This window comes from Sinorhizobium meliloti, assembly GCF_017876815.1.
Taxonomy (GTDB): Bacteria; Pseudomonadota; Alphaproteobacteria; order Rhizobiales; family Rhizobiaceae; genus Sinorhizobium; species Sinorhizobium meliloti.
In genome coordinates, this window is record NZ_JAGIOS010000001.1 from 1,655,054 (window position 1) to 1,671,920 (window position 16,867).

General features: G+C 63.3%; 15 protein-coding genes. 9 read left to right on the forward strand and 6 right to left on the reverse strand.

The window, feature by feature from the left end; translation table 11 throughout:
* Positions 1–16: 16 nt before the first annotated feature.
* Positions 17–1,528 carry a glycerol-3-phosphate dehydrogenase gene (gene glpD, locus JOH52_RS07800; RefSeq protein ID WP_014529934.1) on the reverse strand — a complete coding sequence of 504 codons (1,512 nt, stop codon included), beginning with the start codon at positions 1,526–1,528 and terminating at the stop codon, positions 17–19.
* A gap of 130 nt (positions 1,529–1,658) precedes the next feature.
* A complete protein-coding gene (locus tag JOH52_RS07805; protein WP_003530340.1) occupies positions 1,659–2,423 on the reverse strand; it encodes a DeoR/GlpR family DNA-binding transcription regulator in 765 nt (254 codons plus the stop codon).
* Between the two features lie 167 nt (positions 2,424–2,590).
* Between JOH52_RS07805 and JOH52_RS07810 the strand changes: the two genes are divergently transcribed.
* From JOH52_RS07810 to JOH52_RS07840, 7 genes are all read left to right on the forward strand, one after another.
* Positions 2,591–3,361: an SDR family NAD(P)-dependent oxidoreductase gene (locus JOH52_RS07810; RefSeq protein WP_010970352.1), complete on the forward strand. Its 771-nt coding sequence runs from the start codon at positions 2,591–2,593 to the stop codon at positions 3,359–3,361.
* A 157-nt stretch (positions 3,362–3,518) separates the two neighbouring features.
* Positions 3,519–4,415: a LysR family transcriptional regulator gene (locus JOH52_RS07815; protein ID WP_014529932.1), complete on the forward strand. Its 897-nt coding sequence runs from the start codon at positions 3,519–3,521 to the stop codon at positions 4,413–4,415.
* A 176-nt stretch (positions 4,416–4,591) separates the two neighbouring features.
* Positions 4,592–5,071 carry a formate dehydrogenase subunit gamma gene (locus JOH52_RS07820; RefSeq protein ID WP_003530346.1) on the forward strand — a complete coding sequence of 160 codons (480 nt, stop codon included), beginning with the start codon at positions 4,592–4,594 and terminating at the stop codon, positions 5,069–5,071.
* A complete protein-coding gene (locus JOH52_RS07825; RefSeq protein ID WP_010970350.1) occupies positions 5,068–6,624 on the forward strand; it encodes a formate dehydrogenase beta subunit in 1,557 nt (518 codons plus the stop codon). The genes JOH52_RS07820 and JOH52_RS07825 overlap by 4 nt, the downstream gene beginning before the upstream one ends.
* A gap of 259 nt (positions 6,625–6,883) precedes the next feature.
* Positions 6,884–9,763, forward strand: a complete 2,880-nt coding sequence (fdhF, locus tag JOH52_RS07830) for a formate dehydrogenase subunit alpha (protein WP_010970349.1) — start codon at positions 6,884–6,886, stop codon at positions 9,761–9,763.
* Positions 9,764–9,771: 8 nt separating this feature from the next.
* A complete protein-coding gene (gene fdhD / locus JOH52_RS07835) occupies positions 9,772–10,644 on the forward strand; it encodes a formate dehydrogenase accessory sulfurtransferase FdhD (protein WP_003528554.1) in 873 nt (290 codons plus the stop codon).
* 17 nt (positions 10,645–10,661) lie between these two features.
* Positions 10,662–10,895, forward strand: coding sequence for a formate dehydrogenase subunit delta (locus tag JOH52_RS07840; RefSeq protein ID WP_010970348.1), 234 nt, complete (start codon positions 10,662–10,664; stop codon positions 10,893–10,895).
* A gap of 144 nt (positions 10,896–11,039) precedes the next feature.
* Here JOH52_RS07840 and JOH52_RS07845 read toward each other — a convergent pair whose 3' ends face one another.
* From JOH52_RS07845 to rocF, 3 genes are all read right to left on the reverse strand, one after another.
* Positions 11,040–12,821 carry a methyl-accepting chemotaxis protein gene (locus tag JOH52_RS07845; RefSeq protein WP_013844892.1) on the reverse strand — a complete coding sequence of 594 codons (1,782 nt, stop codon included), beginning with the start codon at positions 12,819–12,821 and terminating at the stop codon, positions 11,040–11,042.
* A 279-nt stretch (positions 12,822–13,100) separates the two neighbouring features.
* Positions 13,101–13,580, reverse strand: coding sequence for a chemotaxis protein CheW (locus tag JOH52_RS07850; protein WP_003528560.1), 480 nt, complete (start codon positions 13,578–13,580; stop codon positions 13,101–13,103).
* 177 nt (positions 13,581–13,757) lie between these two features.
* Positions 13,758–14,681 carry an arginase gene (rocF, locus tag JOH52_RS07855; protein ID WP_003528561.1) on the reverse strand — a complete coding sequence of 308 codons (924 nt, stop codon included), beginning with the start codon at positions 14,679–14,681 and terminating at the stop codon, positions 13,758–13,760.
* 155 nt (positions 14,682–14,836) lie between these two features.
* On the opposite strand from rocF, the gene JOH52_RS07860 reads away from it, so the two are divergent.
* Together JOH52_RS07860 and JOH52_RS07865 are read left to right on the forward strand one after the other, a co-directional pair.
* Positions 14,837–15,271 (forward strand): Lrp/AsnC family transcriptional regulator, encoded by a 435-nt coding sequence (locus tag JOH52_RS07860; protein WP_003528562.1) that lies wholly within the window; start codon positions 14,837–14,839, stop codon positions 15,269–15,271.
* 208 nt (positions 15,272–15,479) lie between these two features.
* Positions 15,480–15,959: a VOC family protein gene (locus tag JOH52_RS07865; protein WP_010970346.1), complete on the forward strand. Its 480-nt coding sequence runs from the start codon at positions 15,480–15,482 to the stop codon at positions 15,957–15,959.
* A 41-nt stretch (positions 15,960–16,000) separates the two neighbouring features.
* Here the strand turns inward: JOH52_RS07865 and JOH52_RS07870 are convergent, their stop codons facing one another.
* Positions 16,001–16,786 (reverse strand): APH(3')-II family aminoglycoside O-phosphotransferase, encoded by a 786-nt coding sequence (locus JOH52_RS07870; RefSeq protein ID WP_010970345.1) that lies wholly within the window; start codon positions 16,784–16,786, stop codon positions 16,001–16,003.
* Positions 16,787–16,867 lie beyond the last annotated feature (81 nt).

Below are 16,867 nucleotides of genomic sequence, written 5' to 3' on the forward strand. Positions count from 1 at the left end.
GTTCAGCCGTGGTACCTCAGGCGGCCGCGTTGACCGCGCCCCGCATATATTCCTCCAGTTCCGCGGTTTGCGCCCGCGAAAACTTCAGTCCCAGTTTCGTGCGGCGCCAAAGCACGTCCTCCGCGCGCAATGCCCATTCCTGCACGATGAGCCAATCCACTTCCGCAGCATAGAGATCCGCGCCGAAGTGCTTTCCGAGGTCGGCCTCGCTCGCGGCATTGCCGAGAAGCTGCGCCGCCCGCGTGCCGTAGAGCCGTACCAGCCGGCGGGCGTGGGAAGCGGTCAGGAAAGGATAGCGCGTCCTGAGCTTCGCGACCTCGTCGTCATAGCCGGCGGCCGGAAAATCGCCGCCCGGCAGATGCGATACGGCCGTCCATTTCCTGCCCTTTTCCCCGATGGTCTCGCCGATCTTCTCGAGCGCCGATTCCGCAAGCCGCCTGTAGGTGGTGAGCTTGCCGCCGAAGACGTTGAGCAGCGGTGCATCGCCGTTCTCGACGCGCAGCACATAGTCGCGGGTCGCCTCCTGCGCCTTGCTCGCACCGTCATCGAAAAGGGGGCGCACGGCGGAATAGGTCCACACGATATCCTCTCTGCCGACCGGGTCGCTGAAATATTCGCTCGCCGCCCTGCAGAGATAATCTATCTCCGCATCGCTGATGCGCACGTCAGCCGGATTGCCGGTGAAATCGCGATCGGTGGTTCCGATCAGCGTGAACTCGTCCTGGTAAGGAATGGCGAACATGATCCGCCCGTCCGGGTTCTGGAAGAAATAGGCGCGCGGATCGTCGAACTTCTTCTTCACGACGATATGGCTGCCCTGGACCAGGCGGACATTGCGGACGTCGTTGTTGCCGACCGCTTCGGAGAGAACCCGGTCCACCCAGGGGCCCGCGGCATTGACGAGCATGCGGGCGCGCATCGTCGCGCGCGCGCCCGTCTCCGTGCTCTCGATTTCGATTGCCCAACGGCCGCCCTCGCGGCGCGCCGAGACGACGCGGGTGCGTGCCATGATCCTCGCGCCGCGGTCGGCGGCGTCGCGCGCGTTCAGCACCACGAGGCGAGCATCGTCGACCCAGCCGTCCGAATATTCGAATGCTTTGGTGAAGAGGCCCTTCAGCGGTGCGCCCGCGGGATCGCGCGTCATGTCGAGCGTCTTCGTCGCCGGCAGAAGCTTACGGCCGCCTATATGATCGTAAAGGAAGAGGCCGAGGCGGATCAGCCATGCCGGCCGCGGACCACCCTTGTGGAAGGGCAGCACGAAGCGCATCGGCCAGATCACGTGCGGCGCCATCGCCCAGAGGACTTCGCGCTCCATCAGGGCTTCGCGCACGAGGCGGAATTCATAATGTTCGAGATAGCGCAAGCCGCCATGGATGAGCTTGGTCGAGCCGGAGGATGTTCCGGAGGCGAAATCGCTCATCTCCGCCAGCGCGACGGAATATCCGCGGCCAGCCGCATCACGCGCGATGCCGCATCCGTTGATGCCGCCGCCTATGACGAAGACGTCGAAGATCGTCTGCTCTGACACTCTTGTTTTCCCCTCCACACTCCGCGGCGCACAATTTGTGCAATCGCGAAAGTGAAAGCAGTTAAAGCGAAAATATTTCGAATGTCAAACGAATGTTTCCGGGCTCCGCGCCAGGGAATCGGAGACCGGATCAGACCTCGGTCTCGACCAGCCTCACATCCTGGTCAGCACAGATTTTCCGAACGTTTTCAATGATGCAGCGGTCGGTGATGAACGTCTGCACCTGCGAGATATGGCCGATACGCACCGGCGCGGTGCGTTCGAATTTCGTCGAATCCGAAACGAGGATGACATGGCGCGCATTGGCGATGATCGCCTGCGCCACCTTCACTTCGCGATAGTCGAAATCGAGCAGGGCTCCGTCGGAGTCGATCGCCGAGGCGCCGATCACCGCGAAATCCACCTTGAACTGCTTGATGAAGTCGACGGCGGCCTCTCCGACGATGCCGCCGTCGGAGCCGCGCACGACCCCGCCGGCGATCACCACCTCGATCGAGGGGAAGACCCGCAACCTGTTGGCAACGTTGATGTTGTTGGTGATGATCATCAGTTCCCGGTGGTCGAGGAGCGCTTCTCCGACTGCTTCCGTCGTGGTGCCGATATTGATGAAGAGCGAAGAATTGTCCGGGATGAGCGCGGCCGCGGCGCGGCCGATCGCCTGCTTTTCCGCTGCGGCGATCTGGCGGCGGGATTCGTATCTGACGTTTTCCTTGCCGCTCGGAAAAATGGCGCCGCCGTGAATGCGGTTCAAAACCCTGGCGTCGCAGAGATCGTTCAGATCCTTGCGGATCGTCTGCGGCGTAACGGAAAAGCGCTGGGCGAGATCCTCGACCAGCACGCGGCCTTCCGTTTTCGCCAGTTCCAAAATCTCCGCCTGTCGTCCGGTCAGATACATCCGCCCCTCGCGTTTCGTTTTCTTTCATAATATGCGAAAACGAAAGCGGTGCAATTTCAGATTAGAAATATCCAGCGCGTTCGATTTTCGTTGCGGCTTGCGCCCGATCTGCGCTGTAATCGGTGGAGGGGCACGCCAGTCCGACGTTATCGGGAGGAAGAAAGCGCATGTATCATCCGGCCTTGTTCAAGGGCATGAACGTGGTGGTCACCGGCGGCGGCAGGGGCATCGGCCTCGAGGTCGCACGGCAGTTCCTCGACTGCGGTGCGCGCGTGCTGGTGCATATGGGGCGGACGATCGCCGCCGACCGCCCGGAGTTTCTCGATCTTGCAGCGGCCGAGGGCAGGGCATTCCTCGCGGCGGCGGATTTCCTTGCCGAGGGGGGCGTCGAGAGCCTCGCCGATGTCGCGAGGAGCCGCTTCGACAGCGTCGATGTCCTCGTCAACAATGCCGGCACGATGGTCGGCCGTTTTCCGGCGGCCGATCTCACCGATGAGCAATACCGCATGGTCGTGCAGCTCAACCAGACCTCGGTCGTGGAGATGACCCGGACGATGCTGCCGCTCCTGCGCAAGGGCACGCATCCTGCGATCGTCAACACGGTTTCGATCTCGGCGCGCATGGGCGGCAGTCCGGGCTCTTCGATCTACTCTGCCACCAAAGCTTTCGTCGCAACCTATTCGAAGGCGCTGGCGCGTGAACTTGCGCCGGACGGCATCCGTGTCAACTGCGTCTCGCCCGGCACGATCACGACGGATTTCCACGAGCGCTATTCGACGCCGGAGAAGCTGGAAGCGACGCGCAAGACGATCCCGCTCGGCCGGCTCGGGACGGCGGAGGATTGCGCGCCGGCCTATCTCTTCCTCGCCGCACACGCGCTTTCGGGCTATATCACCGGCCAGGTCCTGGAGGTGAACGGTGGGCAGCTCATCGCTTGAGCGCGCGTCCGCCCCTCATCCGCCTGCCGGCACCTTCTCCCCGCTTGCGGGGAGAAGAGACTCGCGGCGGCGTCTTCAGTCCCCTCTCCCCGCGCTGCGGGGAGAGGGCTAGTCCTCGGGTTAGACCCTGGGAGAGGGACAAATCTAAAGGCCACGAATGATCGACAAGCTGGAATTCTTTCTCGCACTGGCCCGCGAACGGCATTTCGGCCGGGCGGCGGAGGAGTGCGGGGTGACGCAGCCGACGCTTTCGGCAGCGATCCGGCAGCTCGAAGAACAGCTCGGCGTCATTCTGGTCAATCGCGGATCACGTTTCCAGGCGCTGACGCCCGAAGGGCAGCGGGTGCTGGAATGGGCACGGCGGATCGTCAGTGACAGCCGTACGATGCGCGAGGAGATGCGTGCGGCGCGAAAAGGTCTCTCGGGGCATATGCGCCTCGCCGCGGTGCCGACGACCCTCTCCATGGTGCCGCTGATCACTGCGCCCTTCCAGGAGAAGCATCCGGACGTCACCTTCTCGGTGCTTTCGACCACATCGCTGCAGATCCTCGCGCTCCTCGAAAACCTCGAGATCGATGCCGGTCTGACCTATCTGGAGAACGAGCCGCTCGGCCGGGTGACGAGCGTGCCCCTGCAGATCGAGCAATATCATCTGGTTACGGCCGCCGGTACGGCGCTTTCGGATCGCGAAAGCGTGACCTGGAAGGAAGTGAGCGACATTCGGCTTTGTCTATTGACGGCCGACATGCAGAACCGGCGCATCATCAATCAGCACTTTGCCGAGGCAGGCACGGTCCCGAAGCCGACCCTCGAATCGAATTCGATGATCGTGCTCTTCTCCCACGTCCGGACGGGCCGGTGGGCGAGCATCATGCCTTATAACGTTGCGAAATCATTCGGTTTTCACGAGGATATACGGATGATCCCGATCGTCGATCCGGACGTCCGCCATACGGTGGGCCTGGTCGCCACCTATCGTGAGCCGTTCACGCCGCTCGTCTCCGCGCTGTTGCACGAGGCCCGTATCCTCGGTGAGCGCAACCAGGTTCAATAGAAATTTTCTATCGATCGACGGAACAGCCTTATTGACCCATGGAAGCATAAGCGCGAAGCTTGTTTCATGGGCAAAGAGCGTGAAATCTCCGATCTTTGCCAAGTGGTTGAGACAGCGGCGCGACGACGGTCGGGGAGATCTTGGCGGTGCGGCCGCGAGCCGGGAGGGCTCTTTCAGTGAATATCCATCTGCCGCGTGCAGACGTGACCGAACGGACGCTGGCGATCGTCGGCGAACTCAAGGGGCTCGAAGGCCCGCTTATTCCCATTCTGCACGAAATCCAGGACGAGTTCGGCTATGTGCCGGAGGAGAGCCTGCCGGTGATCGCGCGGGAACTCAATCTGTCGCGCGCCGAAGTCTATGGCGTGGTTACCTTCTATCACGATTTTCGCGAGCACCCGGCCGGGCGTCATGTGCTGAAGCTCTGTCGCGCCGAAGCCTGCCAGTCGATGGGCGGCGACCGGCTTGCGGAGCGCGCCAAAGCGCTTCTCGGGATCGATTTCCATGAGACGACGCCGGACGGCGCCGTGACGCTCGAGCCGGTCTACTGTCTCGGGCTCTGTTCCTGCTCGCCGTCGGCGATGCTCGACGGCGAGGTTCATGCGCGGCTCGACGAAACAGTGCTCGAGGCGCTGGTTGCGGAGGCGCGCCGATGACCGTCAGGATCTACATTCCCCGGGATGCGGCGGCCCTTGCGCTTGGCGCCGAAAAGGTGGTGGAGGCGATGGCCGGCGAGATTGCCGCACGCGGGCTCGACGCCACGATCGTCCGCAACGGCTCGCGCGGCATGCACTGGCTTGAGCCGCTGGTCGAAGTCGAAACGGCCGGAGGGCGCGTCGCCTACGGCCCGGTGAAGGCGAGCGACGTCGCCTCGCTTCTCGATGCCGGGCTGATTTCGGGTGGCGCGCATCCGCTCTGCCTCGGCAAGACCGAGGAGATTCCATTTCTCAAGCGACAGACGCGGCTTACCTTTGCCCGCTGCGGCGTCATCGATCCTCTCTCGCTCGAAGATTATCGCGCTCATCGGGGCTTGCTCGGTCTCGAGCGGGCGATCGCAATGCAACCAGCGGCGATCGTTGCCGAGGTCACCGAAAGCGGCCTTCGCGGCCGCGGCGGCGCCGGCTTCCCGACCGGCATCAAATGGAAGACCGTCCTGGAGGCGCGAGGGCCGCGGAAATACATCGTCTGCAATGCCGACGAGGGCGACAGCGGGACTTTTGCCGACCGGATGATCATGGAAGGTGATCCCTTCGTGCTGATCGAAGGCATGGCGATCGCCGGTATCGCGACCGGTGCGACCAAGGGCTACATCTATACCCGTTCGGAATATCCGCATGCGATCGCGGTGATGAGCGCGGCGATCGAGATCGCCCGGGCCGCCGGTGTGCTCGGCGCTTCGGTGCTCGGCTCGGCGCACGCCTTCGACATGGAAGTGCGCACCGGCGCCGGCGCCTATGTCTGCGGCGAGGAGACCTCGCTCCTGAACAGCCTCGAAGGCAAGCGCGGGCTCGTGCGCGCCAAGCCGCCGCTGCCGGCACACAAGGGTCTTTTCGACCGCCCGACCGTCATCAACAACGTCATCTCGCTTGCTTCCGTGCCGGTGATCCTCGACAAGGGCGCCGGTTACTATCGCGATTTCGGCATGGGCCGGTCGCGCGGAACGATCCCGCTGCAGATCGCCGGCAACGTCAAGCATGGAGGGCTCTTCGAGACCGCATTCGGCCTGACGCTCGGCGAGATCGTCGACGAGATCGGCGGCGGCACGGCGAGCGCCCGGCCGGTCAAGGCCGTCCAGGTCGGCGGCCCGCTCGGCGCCTATTTCCCGCGGGCGCTGTTCGATACGCCCTTCGACTACGAGGCATTTGCCGCCAGAGACGGGCTCATCGGTCATGCCGGCATCGTCGTCTTCGACGACACGGCAGACATGCTGAAGCAGGCGCGTTTCGCGATGGAATTCTGTGCCGTCGAAAGCTGCGGCAAGTGCACCCCCTGCCGCATCGGTTCGACACGCGGCGTCGAGGTGGCCGACAGGATTGCCGCCGGCATCGAGCCGGAGAAGAACCGCGAACTGCTCGCCGATCTCTGCAACACGATGAAGTTCGGTTCCCTCTGCGCCCTTGGCGGCTTCACGCCCTATCCGGTGATGAGCGCGATGACGCACTTCCCGGAGGATTTTTCACCGGTGCCGGTGGTGGAGGCTGCGGAATGATGAGCCTTGCACGTCGAGATTTGCCCCTCACGCTTTATGCTGGGAAGCCCCTCACGCTTTATTCTCGGAAGCCCCTCACCCTAACCCTCTCCCCGCAAGCGGGGAGAGGGGACAGCCCATGTGCGGCGGCTGCGGTTGCGCAGGACGGTGCGGCATATCCCTTCTCCCCGCGAGCGGGGAGAAGGTGGCGGCAGCCGGATGAGGGGCGGACGGCAGAGTCGGCAATCGCCCCGAACGCAATTTTTCAGGAGGCCCGCTAATGTCTCTCATTCATGAAATCGACTACGGCACTCCTGCTTCCAAATCCGAAAAGCTGGTGACGCTGACGATCGACGGACGCGAGATCACGGTGCCGGAAGGCACGTCGATCATGCGCGCGGCAATGGAAGCGGGCATCGAGGTGCCGAAGCTTTGCGCATCCGACATGATGGATGCCTTCGGTTCCTGCCGGCTCTGTCTCGTAGAGATCGACGGGCGCGCCGGCATGCCGGCCTCCTGCACGACGCCGGTCGCTGCGGGCATCAGCGTTTCGACGCAGACGCAGCGGCTGAAGGATGTCCGCCGCGGCGTCATGGAGCTCTATATTTCCGACCACCCGCTCGACTGCCTCACCTGCGCGGCCAATGGCGATTGCGAGCTGCAGGACATGGCCGGTGCCGTGGGCCTGCGCGACGTGCGCTACGGCTATGACGGCGAAAACCATGTGACGGCGCGCAATAATGGCGAGATCAACGCCAAATGGGCGCCGAAGGACGAATCGAACCCGTATTTCACCTATGATCCGGCCAAGTGCATCGTCTGCTCGCGCTGCGTGCGGGCCTGCGAGGAAGTGCAGGGCACCTTCGCGCTGACGATCAGCGGCCGCGGCTTCGATTCGCGCGTCTCCGCCGGCATGAACGAGGATTTCGTTTCCTCCGAATGCGTCTCCTGCGGCGCCTGCGTGCAGGCTTGCCCCACGGCGACGCTGACGGAAAAATCGGTGATCGAGATCGGCCAGCCCGAGCATTCGGTCGTCACCACCTGCGCCTATTGCGGCGTCGGCTGCTCGTTCAAGGCGGAGATGCGCGGCGAGGAGCTGGTGCGCATGGTGCCCTGGAAGGACGGCCAGGCGAATCGCGGCCATTCCTGCGTCAAGGGCCGCTTCGCCTATGGTTACTCCAACCACAGGGACCGCATCCTCAATCCCATGGTCCGCGAGAAGGTCACCGACCCCTGGCGCGAGGTCACCTGGGAAGAGGCTTTCGCGCATGTCGCCTCCGAGTTCCGCCGCATCCAGTACCAGTACGGCCGCGATTCCGTCGGCGGCATCACGTCTTCGCGCTGCACCAATGAGGAAACCTTTCTGGTGCAGAAGCTGGTGCGTGCCGGTTTCGGCAACAACAATGTCGACACCTGCGCCCGCGTCTGCCATTCGCCGACCGGCTACGGCCTCAACCAGACCTTCGGCACCTCCGCCGGTACGCAGGATTTCGACAGCGTGGAGCACACGGATGTTGCGGTCATCATCGGTGCCAACCCGACCGACGGCCATCCGGTCTTCGCCTCGCGGCTGAAGAAGCGGCTGCGCCAGGGCGCCAAGCTGATCGTCATCGATCCGCGCCGGATCGACCTCGTCCGCTCGGCCCATGTCGAAGCGTCGTACCACCTGCCGCTGAAGCCCGGTACCAACGTCGCCATCCTGACGGCGATTGCGCATGTCATCGTCACGGAAGGCCTTGCCAACGAAGCCTTCATCCGCGAGCGCTGCGACTGGTCGGAATTCGAAGACTGGGCGGCCTTCGTCGCCGAGCCCCATCACAGCCCGGAAGCGACCGAAGCATATACCGGCGTTCCGCCGGAACTGGTGCGCGGGGCCGCGCGGCTTTACGCCACGGGCGGCAACGGCGCGATCTATTACGGCCTCGGCGTCACCGAGCACAGCCAGGGCTCGACGACAGTGATGGCGATCGCCAACCTTGCCATGCTCACCGGCAACATCGGCCGGCCTGGCGTCGGGGTCAATCCGTTGCGCGGCCAGAACAACGTCCAGGGCTCCTGCGACATGGGCTCCTTCCCGCACGAGCTTCCCGGCTACCGGCATATTTCGGACGATGCGACGCGCGAGATCTTCGAGAAGCTCTGGGGCGTGACGCTCAATCATGAGCCGGGCCTGCGCATCCCCAACATGCTCGACGCCGCCGTCGAGGGCACCTTCAAGGGGCTCTACGTGCAGGGCGAGGACATACTGCAGTCGGATCCGGACACGAAGCACGTCGCCGCCGGCCTTGCCGCAATGGAATGCGTCGTGGTGCACGATCTCTTCCTCAACGAGACGGCCAACTACGCCCATGTCTTCCTGCCCGGATCGACCTTCCTCGAAAAGGACGGAACCTTCACCAATGCCGAGCGCCGCATCAACCGCGTCCGGCGCGTCATGCGGCCGAAGAACGGCTATGCCGATTGGGAGGTGACGCAGAAGATGGCGCAAGCCATGGGGCTTGCCTGGAACTACCGCCATCCGTCCGAGATCATGGACGAGATCGCGGCGACGACGCCGAGCTTTGCCATGGTCTCCTACGACTATCTGGACAAGATGGGCTCGGTGCAGTGGCCGTGCAATGAAAAGGCGCCGCTCGGCTCGCCCATCATGCATGTCGACGGTTTCGTGCGCGGCAAGGGCAAGTTCATCCGCACCGAATATGTGGCGACCGACGAGAGGACCGGCCCGCGCTTCCCGCTGCTTCTGACGACCGGCCGTATTCTCAGCCAGTACAATGTCGGCGCCCAGACGCGGCGCACGGAGAACGTCGTCTGGCATGCGGAAGACCGGCTGGAAATCCACCCGCACGACGCGGAGCAGCGCGGCATCCGCGACGGGGACTGGGTCAGGCTCGCCAGCCGCTCGGGCGACACGACGCTCCGCGCGCTGATCACCGACCGCGTCGCACCGGGCGTCGTCTATACGACCTTCCATCACCCGTCGACGCAGGCGAACGTCATCACCACGGACTTTACCGACTGGGCGACCAACTGCCCGGAATACAAGGTGACCGCGGTGCAGGTCTCGCCGTCGAACGGTCCCTCCGACTGGCAGCGCGACTATGACGAGCAGGCTCGCCAGTCGCGTCGCATTGCCGGCAAGCTGGAGGCGGCGGAATAGGAGCGAGAATGGCGGGCAAGCGAGTTTCGTCCTCTCCATCCGGAACGACGGCGACGGTCCCGGAGGCTGCGCGGCGCGGCGGCATCCTCGTCGCGCAGTCGCGCGTGGTGCCCGAGGAAACGCCGGTCGCCTTCACCTATGGCGGTTCGACGCATGCGGTGATGATGGCGACACCTGCCGATCTCGAGGATTTCGCCATCGGCTTCAGCCTGACCGAAGGGATCATCACCGGTCCCGAACAGATCGACGACATAGACATCGTCGTCGAGGAAAAGGGCATCGACCTGCAGATCAGGCTCGAGGACGAACAGAACGACGCTCTGCGGCTCAGACGTCGCCACATGGCCGGGCCGGTCGGCTGCGGTCTCTGCGGCATAGAGTCGATCGATGAGGCCGTTCGCCCGACGCCGGACGTCTCCGGCTCCCTGCTTCGCCTTTCCGAGCAGGACGTGGTGGACGCCGTCGCGCTTCTCAATGGACAGCAGCCGCTGCATTTCGAGACACGGGCTGTGCACGGTGCGGCCTTCTACGTGCCGGGACGCGGGCTGATCGCGGTTCGCGAGGATGTCGGGCGTCACAATGCGCTGGACAAGCTCACCGGAGCGGCCGCGCGCGCCGGCTTCAGGGGCGCCCAGGGCGCGGTTGTCGTCACGTCGCGGGTGTCGGTCGAGATGGTGCAGAAAACCGCGATCGTCGGAAGCCCGGTGATCATCGCCATTTCCGCACCGACGGCGCTCGCCATCCGCACGGCGGAAGGGGCGGGCATGACCCTCATCGCACTTGTCCGCGGTGACGAGTTTGAAATCTTCACGCATGCGGAGCGCATCATCCGAAACGACGAGGAGCCTGCGTCCTTATCCGCCCGCGTGCCGCTATTCTGAATCCGGAGCAATCGTTCATGTCTGACCCCAACGCCAAGCTCGTCTATATGGCAAACCAAATTGCCACTTTCTTCCTGACCCAGCCGGCGGCGGGGGCGGCCGAGGGCGTGGCGACGCACATCAACAAATATTGGGAGCCGCGCATGCGCCGCAAGCTCTTCGAGCATATCGCGCATGGCGGTGAAGGGTTGAACCCGCTGGTGCTCGAAGCGGCTGAGAAGATCCGCCGTCCGCAGGTCCTAGAGCACTGACAGGAAAGGCTTGCCCTTCGATCCTCATTCTTGTGCCAGTCATAGGAATCCATCCTCTGACAGGCAAGTGTGTGAGGGAGAGCTTATGCTCTTCCCGACGGGGGAGCCGTTAGGCTCGAAAAATGAGCGCGGGTGGGCGTGCGGTCAGAAATTCTCCCAGTCGTCCGCGGCGGGAGCAAGCGCGAGATTGGATCTCGTGCCGCTGCGTAGCGTCTTTGCCGTTGCGTGGAGCCGCGTGGGCGAATGAGGCGCTTCCATCCTGTTGTCGCTTGCGGGCGAAGCGTCCCGTCCGATGCGGAACTGACGCAGCAGGGCGTGCAACGCGTCCGCCTCCTGCGACATCCGATGGCTCGCGGCCGTGCTTTCCTCCACCATGGCGGCGTTCTGCTGCGTCGTCTGATCCATCGCATTGACCGCCTGGTTGATTTCCTTGAGCCCGGTCGACTGTTCGCGAGCCGCTTCCACGATCGCCGAGACGTTGTGATTTATCTCCTGCACCTGCGCCAGGATGGTTTCCAGAGCGGTGCCCGTCTGGCCGACCAGCGATACGCCGTTCCTCACATGCTCGCCTGAAGCGGTGATCAGGGTCTTGATGTCCTTTGCCGCGCTGGCCGATCGCTGCGCCAGTTCGCGGACCTCCTGAGCTACGACGGCAAAGCCCTTGCCGGCTTCTCCGGCACGCGCCGCCTCGACACCGGCATTGAGGGCCAGCAGGTTCGTCTGGAAGGCGATGTCGTCGATCACGCCGATGATGTTGCTGATTTCCCGCGAGGATTGCTCGATCTGGCCCATGGCGCCGATCGCGCTTTTGACGACAAGTCCGGAGCGCTCGGCGCCGTCCTTCGTCTTTGCGACCAGATTGCCTGCTTCCTCGGCGCGGCGGCTGGAATCCGCGACAGTCGTGGTGATCTCGTCCAGCGCTGCGGCCGTTTCCTCGACGGAGGCCGCCTGCTGTTCGGTGCGTTTCGACAGGTCGTCGGCGGCAGACCGGATCTCGCGCGCGCCGCCAGCGATCGCGCTGGCATTTTCGCCGACCGTCTGCATGGCCCGACAGAGGCGGACAAGCGCTTCGTTGAAGTCCTTGCGCACCATTTCCATGCTGGGAACGAAGGGCGTGTCGATCGATTGTGCCAGATCGCCCTCGGCAAGCGCACGCAGGCCGGCTCCGAGCGAATTGATCGCGGCCATGCGTTCGGTAACGTCTGTCGCGAATTTGACCACCTTGTAAACCCGGCCGTTCGGATCGCGAATGGGGTTGTAGGCCGCCTGGATCCAGACTTCCTTGCCGCCCTTGCCGTAGCGGACGAATTCGTTGGCGATGAATTCGCCCTGGGCCAGCCGCCTCCAGAAATCGGCATATTCGGCCGTGCCGGTATAACCGGGCTCGCAGAACATGCTGTGGTGCCGGCCCTGGATTTCGGAGAGCTGATAGCCGAGCGTGTTGCAGAAGTTCTCGTTGGCTGTCATCACCTCGCCGGCAGGCGAGAACTCGATCATCGCCTGCGAGCGGGAAATGGCATCGAGCTTGCCGGCATCTTCCGTGGCCTTCATCTTGGCTGCGGTGATGTCGGTTGCGAACTTGACGACCTTGCAGGGCTTGCCGTTTCGGAAGACCGGGTTGTAGCTCGCCTGGATCCAGATCTCCCGTCCGCCCTTGGCGAGGCGTCGGTAGCTGTTGCTGTCGAGTTCGCCGCGGCCGAGGCGCGCCCAGAACTCACGATACTCCTCAGTCGCCACGAATTCCGGCGCGCAGAAGATGCGATGGTGCTGTCCGACGATTTCCTGCAGACTGTAGCCGAGCGCCTTGCAGAAATTCTCGTTGGCATCGAGGACATTGCCGGCGAGATCGAATTGAATGATTGCCTGCGATTTGGACAAGGCGTCGATGATCTGCCGTGCGTCACGGCTCCTGGTGAAAGAAAACATGATCCCCTCTGAAATTTTCGCGAAGAAACGGCCGCGGAGCGGACGTTTGTGATCTGCTTCGCCGTCCTTCAGGAAAGGGCGGCTGCCGGTTGCTGGGGAGATTTCGAAATCACGAAGGGCGTCATGCCGCTGTTCAATCTAAATTAGTAAAGCGAACTTAATTTCTCGTTAAAATAGAAATTGCTTCTTATCTACTCGTAAAATGATGTATTCCTTCGTCACTGGAGCGACTCACTGCAGGAAACAGTGAATCGCTCTGGATATGCTAGATGCGCAGGCTCAGGCCGCCAGCTCTTCCGTTTCCCGCTCCTTGAACATGCGGGCGAGATTGAGGAAGCAGATCATGCCCGATTCATTGGCGATGATGCCTTCCGCAAAGCTCTTGTCGAAGGACGCGGTGACTTCCGGCACAGGCTGTACCTGACTGCCCTGAACGGTCAGAATGTCGGAAACGCGATCGACGACGAGACCGATGACCATGTTGTGGACCTCTGCGACCACGATCGCGCTGCGTTCGTTGGTGACGGTCGATTTCATGCCGAGCTTGTGGGCGAGGTCGATGATCGGGATCACCGTGCCGCGCAGGTTCATCACGCCGATCACTTCCGGCGGGGCATGCGGGATGGGCGTCGAGGGCGCCCAGCCGCGTATCTCGCGGATCGTCGTGGTCTTGACGCAAAATTCCTGGTCGTGGAGGCGAAACGCTATGATTTCGAGCGTCTCGCCATCAAATCCGGCTGCTCTCTGCGTGCTTGTCATCGAAGGTCCTTCCAGCTTTCCGGTCGTGGTGGTCCGCCGATGACATCCGGCGAGGCGCAAGCCGCTTCATGCACGGAAAAATCCGCCTTGCGCTCCGTATGCCTATACTAGGCGCGGATTCGTTAAACCTTTGCTGAACGTTCGCCCCTAGCAGGAGAGCGAGGTGGGGACGCGGCTTCAGGCCGCGCGAGTCGGACGATCAAGGATACGGCGGCCGAAGAGGCTTGCCGTCAGTTCGACCAGAATGCGCGCGCTCTTGCCCCGGTCGTCGAGGAACGGGTTGAGCTCGACGACATCGAGGGAAGAGACGAGGCCGCTGTCGCACAGCACTTCCATGATGAGGTGCGCCTCGCGGAAGGTCGCGCCGCCCGGGACCGTCGTGCCCACGCCGGGGGCAAGTTCCGGATCCATGAAATCGACGTCGAGGCTCACATGCAGCAGGCCGTTGGCGGCGCGAACCTCGTCGACGATCTGACGGATGATGTGGGCCATGCCCATCTCGTCGATGGCCCGCATATCGAAGACATTGACGCCGTGCTCGGCGATTTCCTCGCGCTCACGCGCGTCGACCGAGCGGATTCCGACCTGATAGACCTTCTTCGGGTCGACCAGCGGCCGGTCCTTCGGAAGGATCGGGGCGAACTCCGCTTCGCCGCAGAAGAAGGCGACCGGCATGCCGTGCATGTTTCCGGAGGGCGAGGTCGCAGGCGAGTTGAAGTCGGCATGCGCGTCGAGCCAGAGGACGAAGAGGGGCCGGCCGACGTCCTGGGCGTGACGCGCCATGCCGGAGACGCTGCCCATCGACAGCGCGTGGTCGCCCCCGAGAATGATGGGGAAATGTCCCTTGCGCGCGGTATCGTGCACGGCTTCGTCGAGCGCGCGCGCGAAAGCTGCAACGGACTGCAGATTGTTGGCGCCGGGATGGTTGGCGAGATCGCGCGCGGGCAGCGGCCTCAGATCCCCCTCGTCATTGACCGTATGGCCGAGTTCGGCGAGGACCGTGTCTATGCCGGCGATCCTGAGCGCCGTCGGCCCCATGGCTGCGCCGCGGCGGCCCGAGCCTTCCTCGATGGGTGCGCCGATCAATGTGATGGTTTTCATGTCCGCCTCGTCCCTTCGCCCTGTTGCCGGGAAGTTCGGTTCCCGTGAAGTCCGGCGGATTATCGTCAAAAAGCGTGGCGGCAAAAAGATGGAAAACTGTCGATTGGGAAGATAAGATGCGCAAAGTGTAAAGTCTTTTTTGACGAAGTGACAAGATGGATGATCTCGATCAGGCGCTCATCAGCGCTCTCCGGCAAAACTCCCGCATGCCCGTCTCCACGCTTTCGGCAATGACCGGCGTCTCGCGTGCGACGGTCGCTGCGCGCATCGACCGCCTCGTCGCGAACGGGACGATTGCCGCTTTCACCATCCGCACCGGCGCGGAAATCCCCGCCTCCGGCGTCAGGGCCGTGGTGATGATCGAGGTTCACGGAAAGATGGCGGACCGCGTCGCCGAGCAATTGCGCGGGCTGCCGCAGGTGCGGGCGCTGCACAGCACGAACGGAAGGTGGGACTTCATTGCCGAACTCGAGGACCGGGACCTTGCGAGCTTCGACGAGACCTTGCGGCGCATCCGTTTGATCGATGGTATCACCGTGACCGAAACGAACATTCTGCTGAAGACCAGCAAGTTGACCGGGTCCTCGTGAGGGCGACCGCCCTCGGTCCAGATCGGCAACTCACGGCTGCTTTTTGTTCTTGATTTGTTCTTATGTTCCGATAAGATGTTCCTCTCAGCAAACAAGAGAGGCATGAGCACGGGCGCGGTCTCCGCGGCATTCGGTCTCATTTTGAACGATGGCGTATTTGATCGCGGGTTCCACCCGCCCGACATCATTGCGGTCCAGGGAGATTGCCATGGCTAGTTATTCCGGCGGCCCGTCGGTACGGCAGATCTGCATAAAGCTCTTCGTCAGGCATGGTGACGAGGAGCGGGCGATTGCGTTCTACCGCGATGTCCTCGGCGCCGAGCTGCTGCAGAGGCACGAGTGGAGCGGCATTCTGACGAGCGCCGATCTGTGCATCGGCGACTCGGTCTTCCGGGTGGCCGGCGCCAATCCGCGCCGGGACGCCGAACCGAGGCTCGGCGGGCCGCGATCGCCGCACGCGCTCGGAACGACCGCGGCAATCCTCGAGCTGCACGTCGATGATGTGGACCGCGTGCTCGAAAGGGCGATGGGCGCCGGCGCCAGTCTGCGCAATGTCGCCGAAACGCTGCCGACCGGCGACCGGGTCGGCGCCCTCATCGACCCGTTCGGTCATATCTGGGCGCTGTTCACGGCGACGAACGAGAGCGAGGCGCTGGATGCATTCGGCGTCGACCGCAACGCGGCGTGAGGGGGACCCCTTCACTCCTGCCCCGAGCTCGCCTGTTCGCTTCAGAAAAATTCGTCCAGCAGCCGGTAAAAGGCGAGCTTTTCAGGGTCTGGCGCGGCCAGCCCATACCGATCCAGAAACGGGGCGACCCATTCCTCTCCCAGGTTGTGGGTGATGCTCCAGCAGGCGAGTGCCAGATCCTGGTAGATGTCGGCGACGCCCAGACGGCCACAGTCGATGAAGCCGGAGAATTGATTTCCGGCTGCGATGAAGTTGGGGAGGCAGGCGTCGCCATGGGTGACTACCAATTGCTCCTCTTTCGGTCTGCGCGCGAGAAGCTCATCAAAGAGTTCTCTCGTTTGCCTGCCTTGCCGCTCCTCGTCGAAATCGCTCTCGTCAACAAGGCCGGCCTCCATCCGCGCTTTTGCCGCAGCAATGCTGGCGGTCAGCCGTCGGTCGAACGGGCAAGCCGCCGGATCGAGCCGGTGCAGCCGGCGAAGGGCTTCCGCGAGAATGGCGATGCGTTCGGCGTGCGGCAGCCGGCAGGAGGCAAGGTCCATGCCCTCGGCCGCCTCCAGCAACAGCCAGGTCTCTCCTGCATGATCGTCATGGCCGAGAACTCTCGGGCACGGCATATCCTGGGCTGCGAGCCAGTGCAGGCGCGCCGCCTCGCCGGTCAACTCGGTGAACGGCCCTGACGGTTCATGCTTCAGGATAAGGAAAGGGCGGCTCTGGGCCTTGAGGAGAAAGATGGTGGATGCCGACTGGCCCAGTGCGTCCCTCTCGAAGCCGTAGCCCGAAAGCAGGCCGCGGAAGGCGGGTGGCAGGTCCAATTCTCTCACGTCCATGAGCGGCCTCTATGATGGGTACTTTAAAGAATCTGGACCATTTCACGGAGACGGCGAAATGATCCAGCCTCGAGACTACGC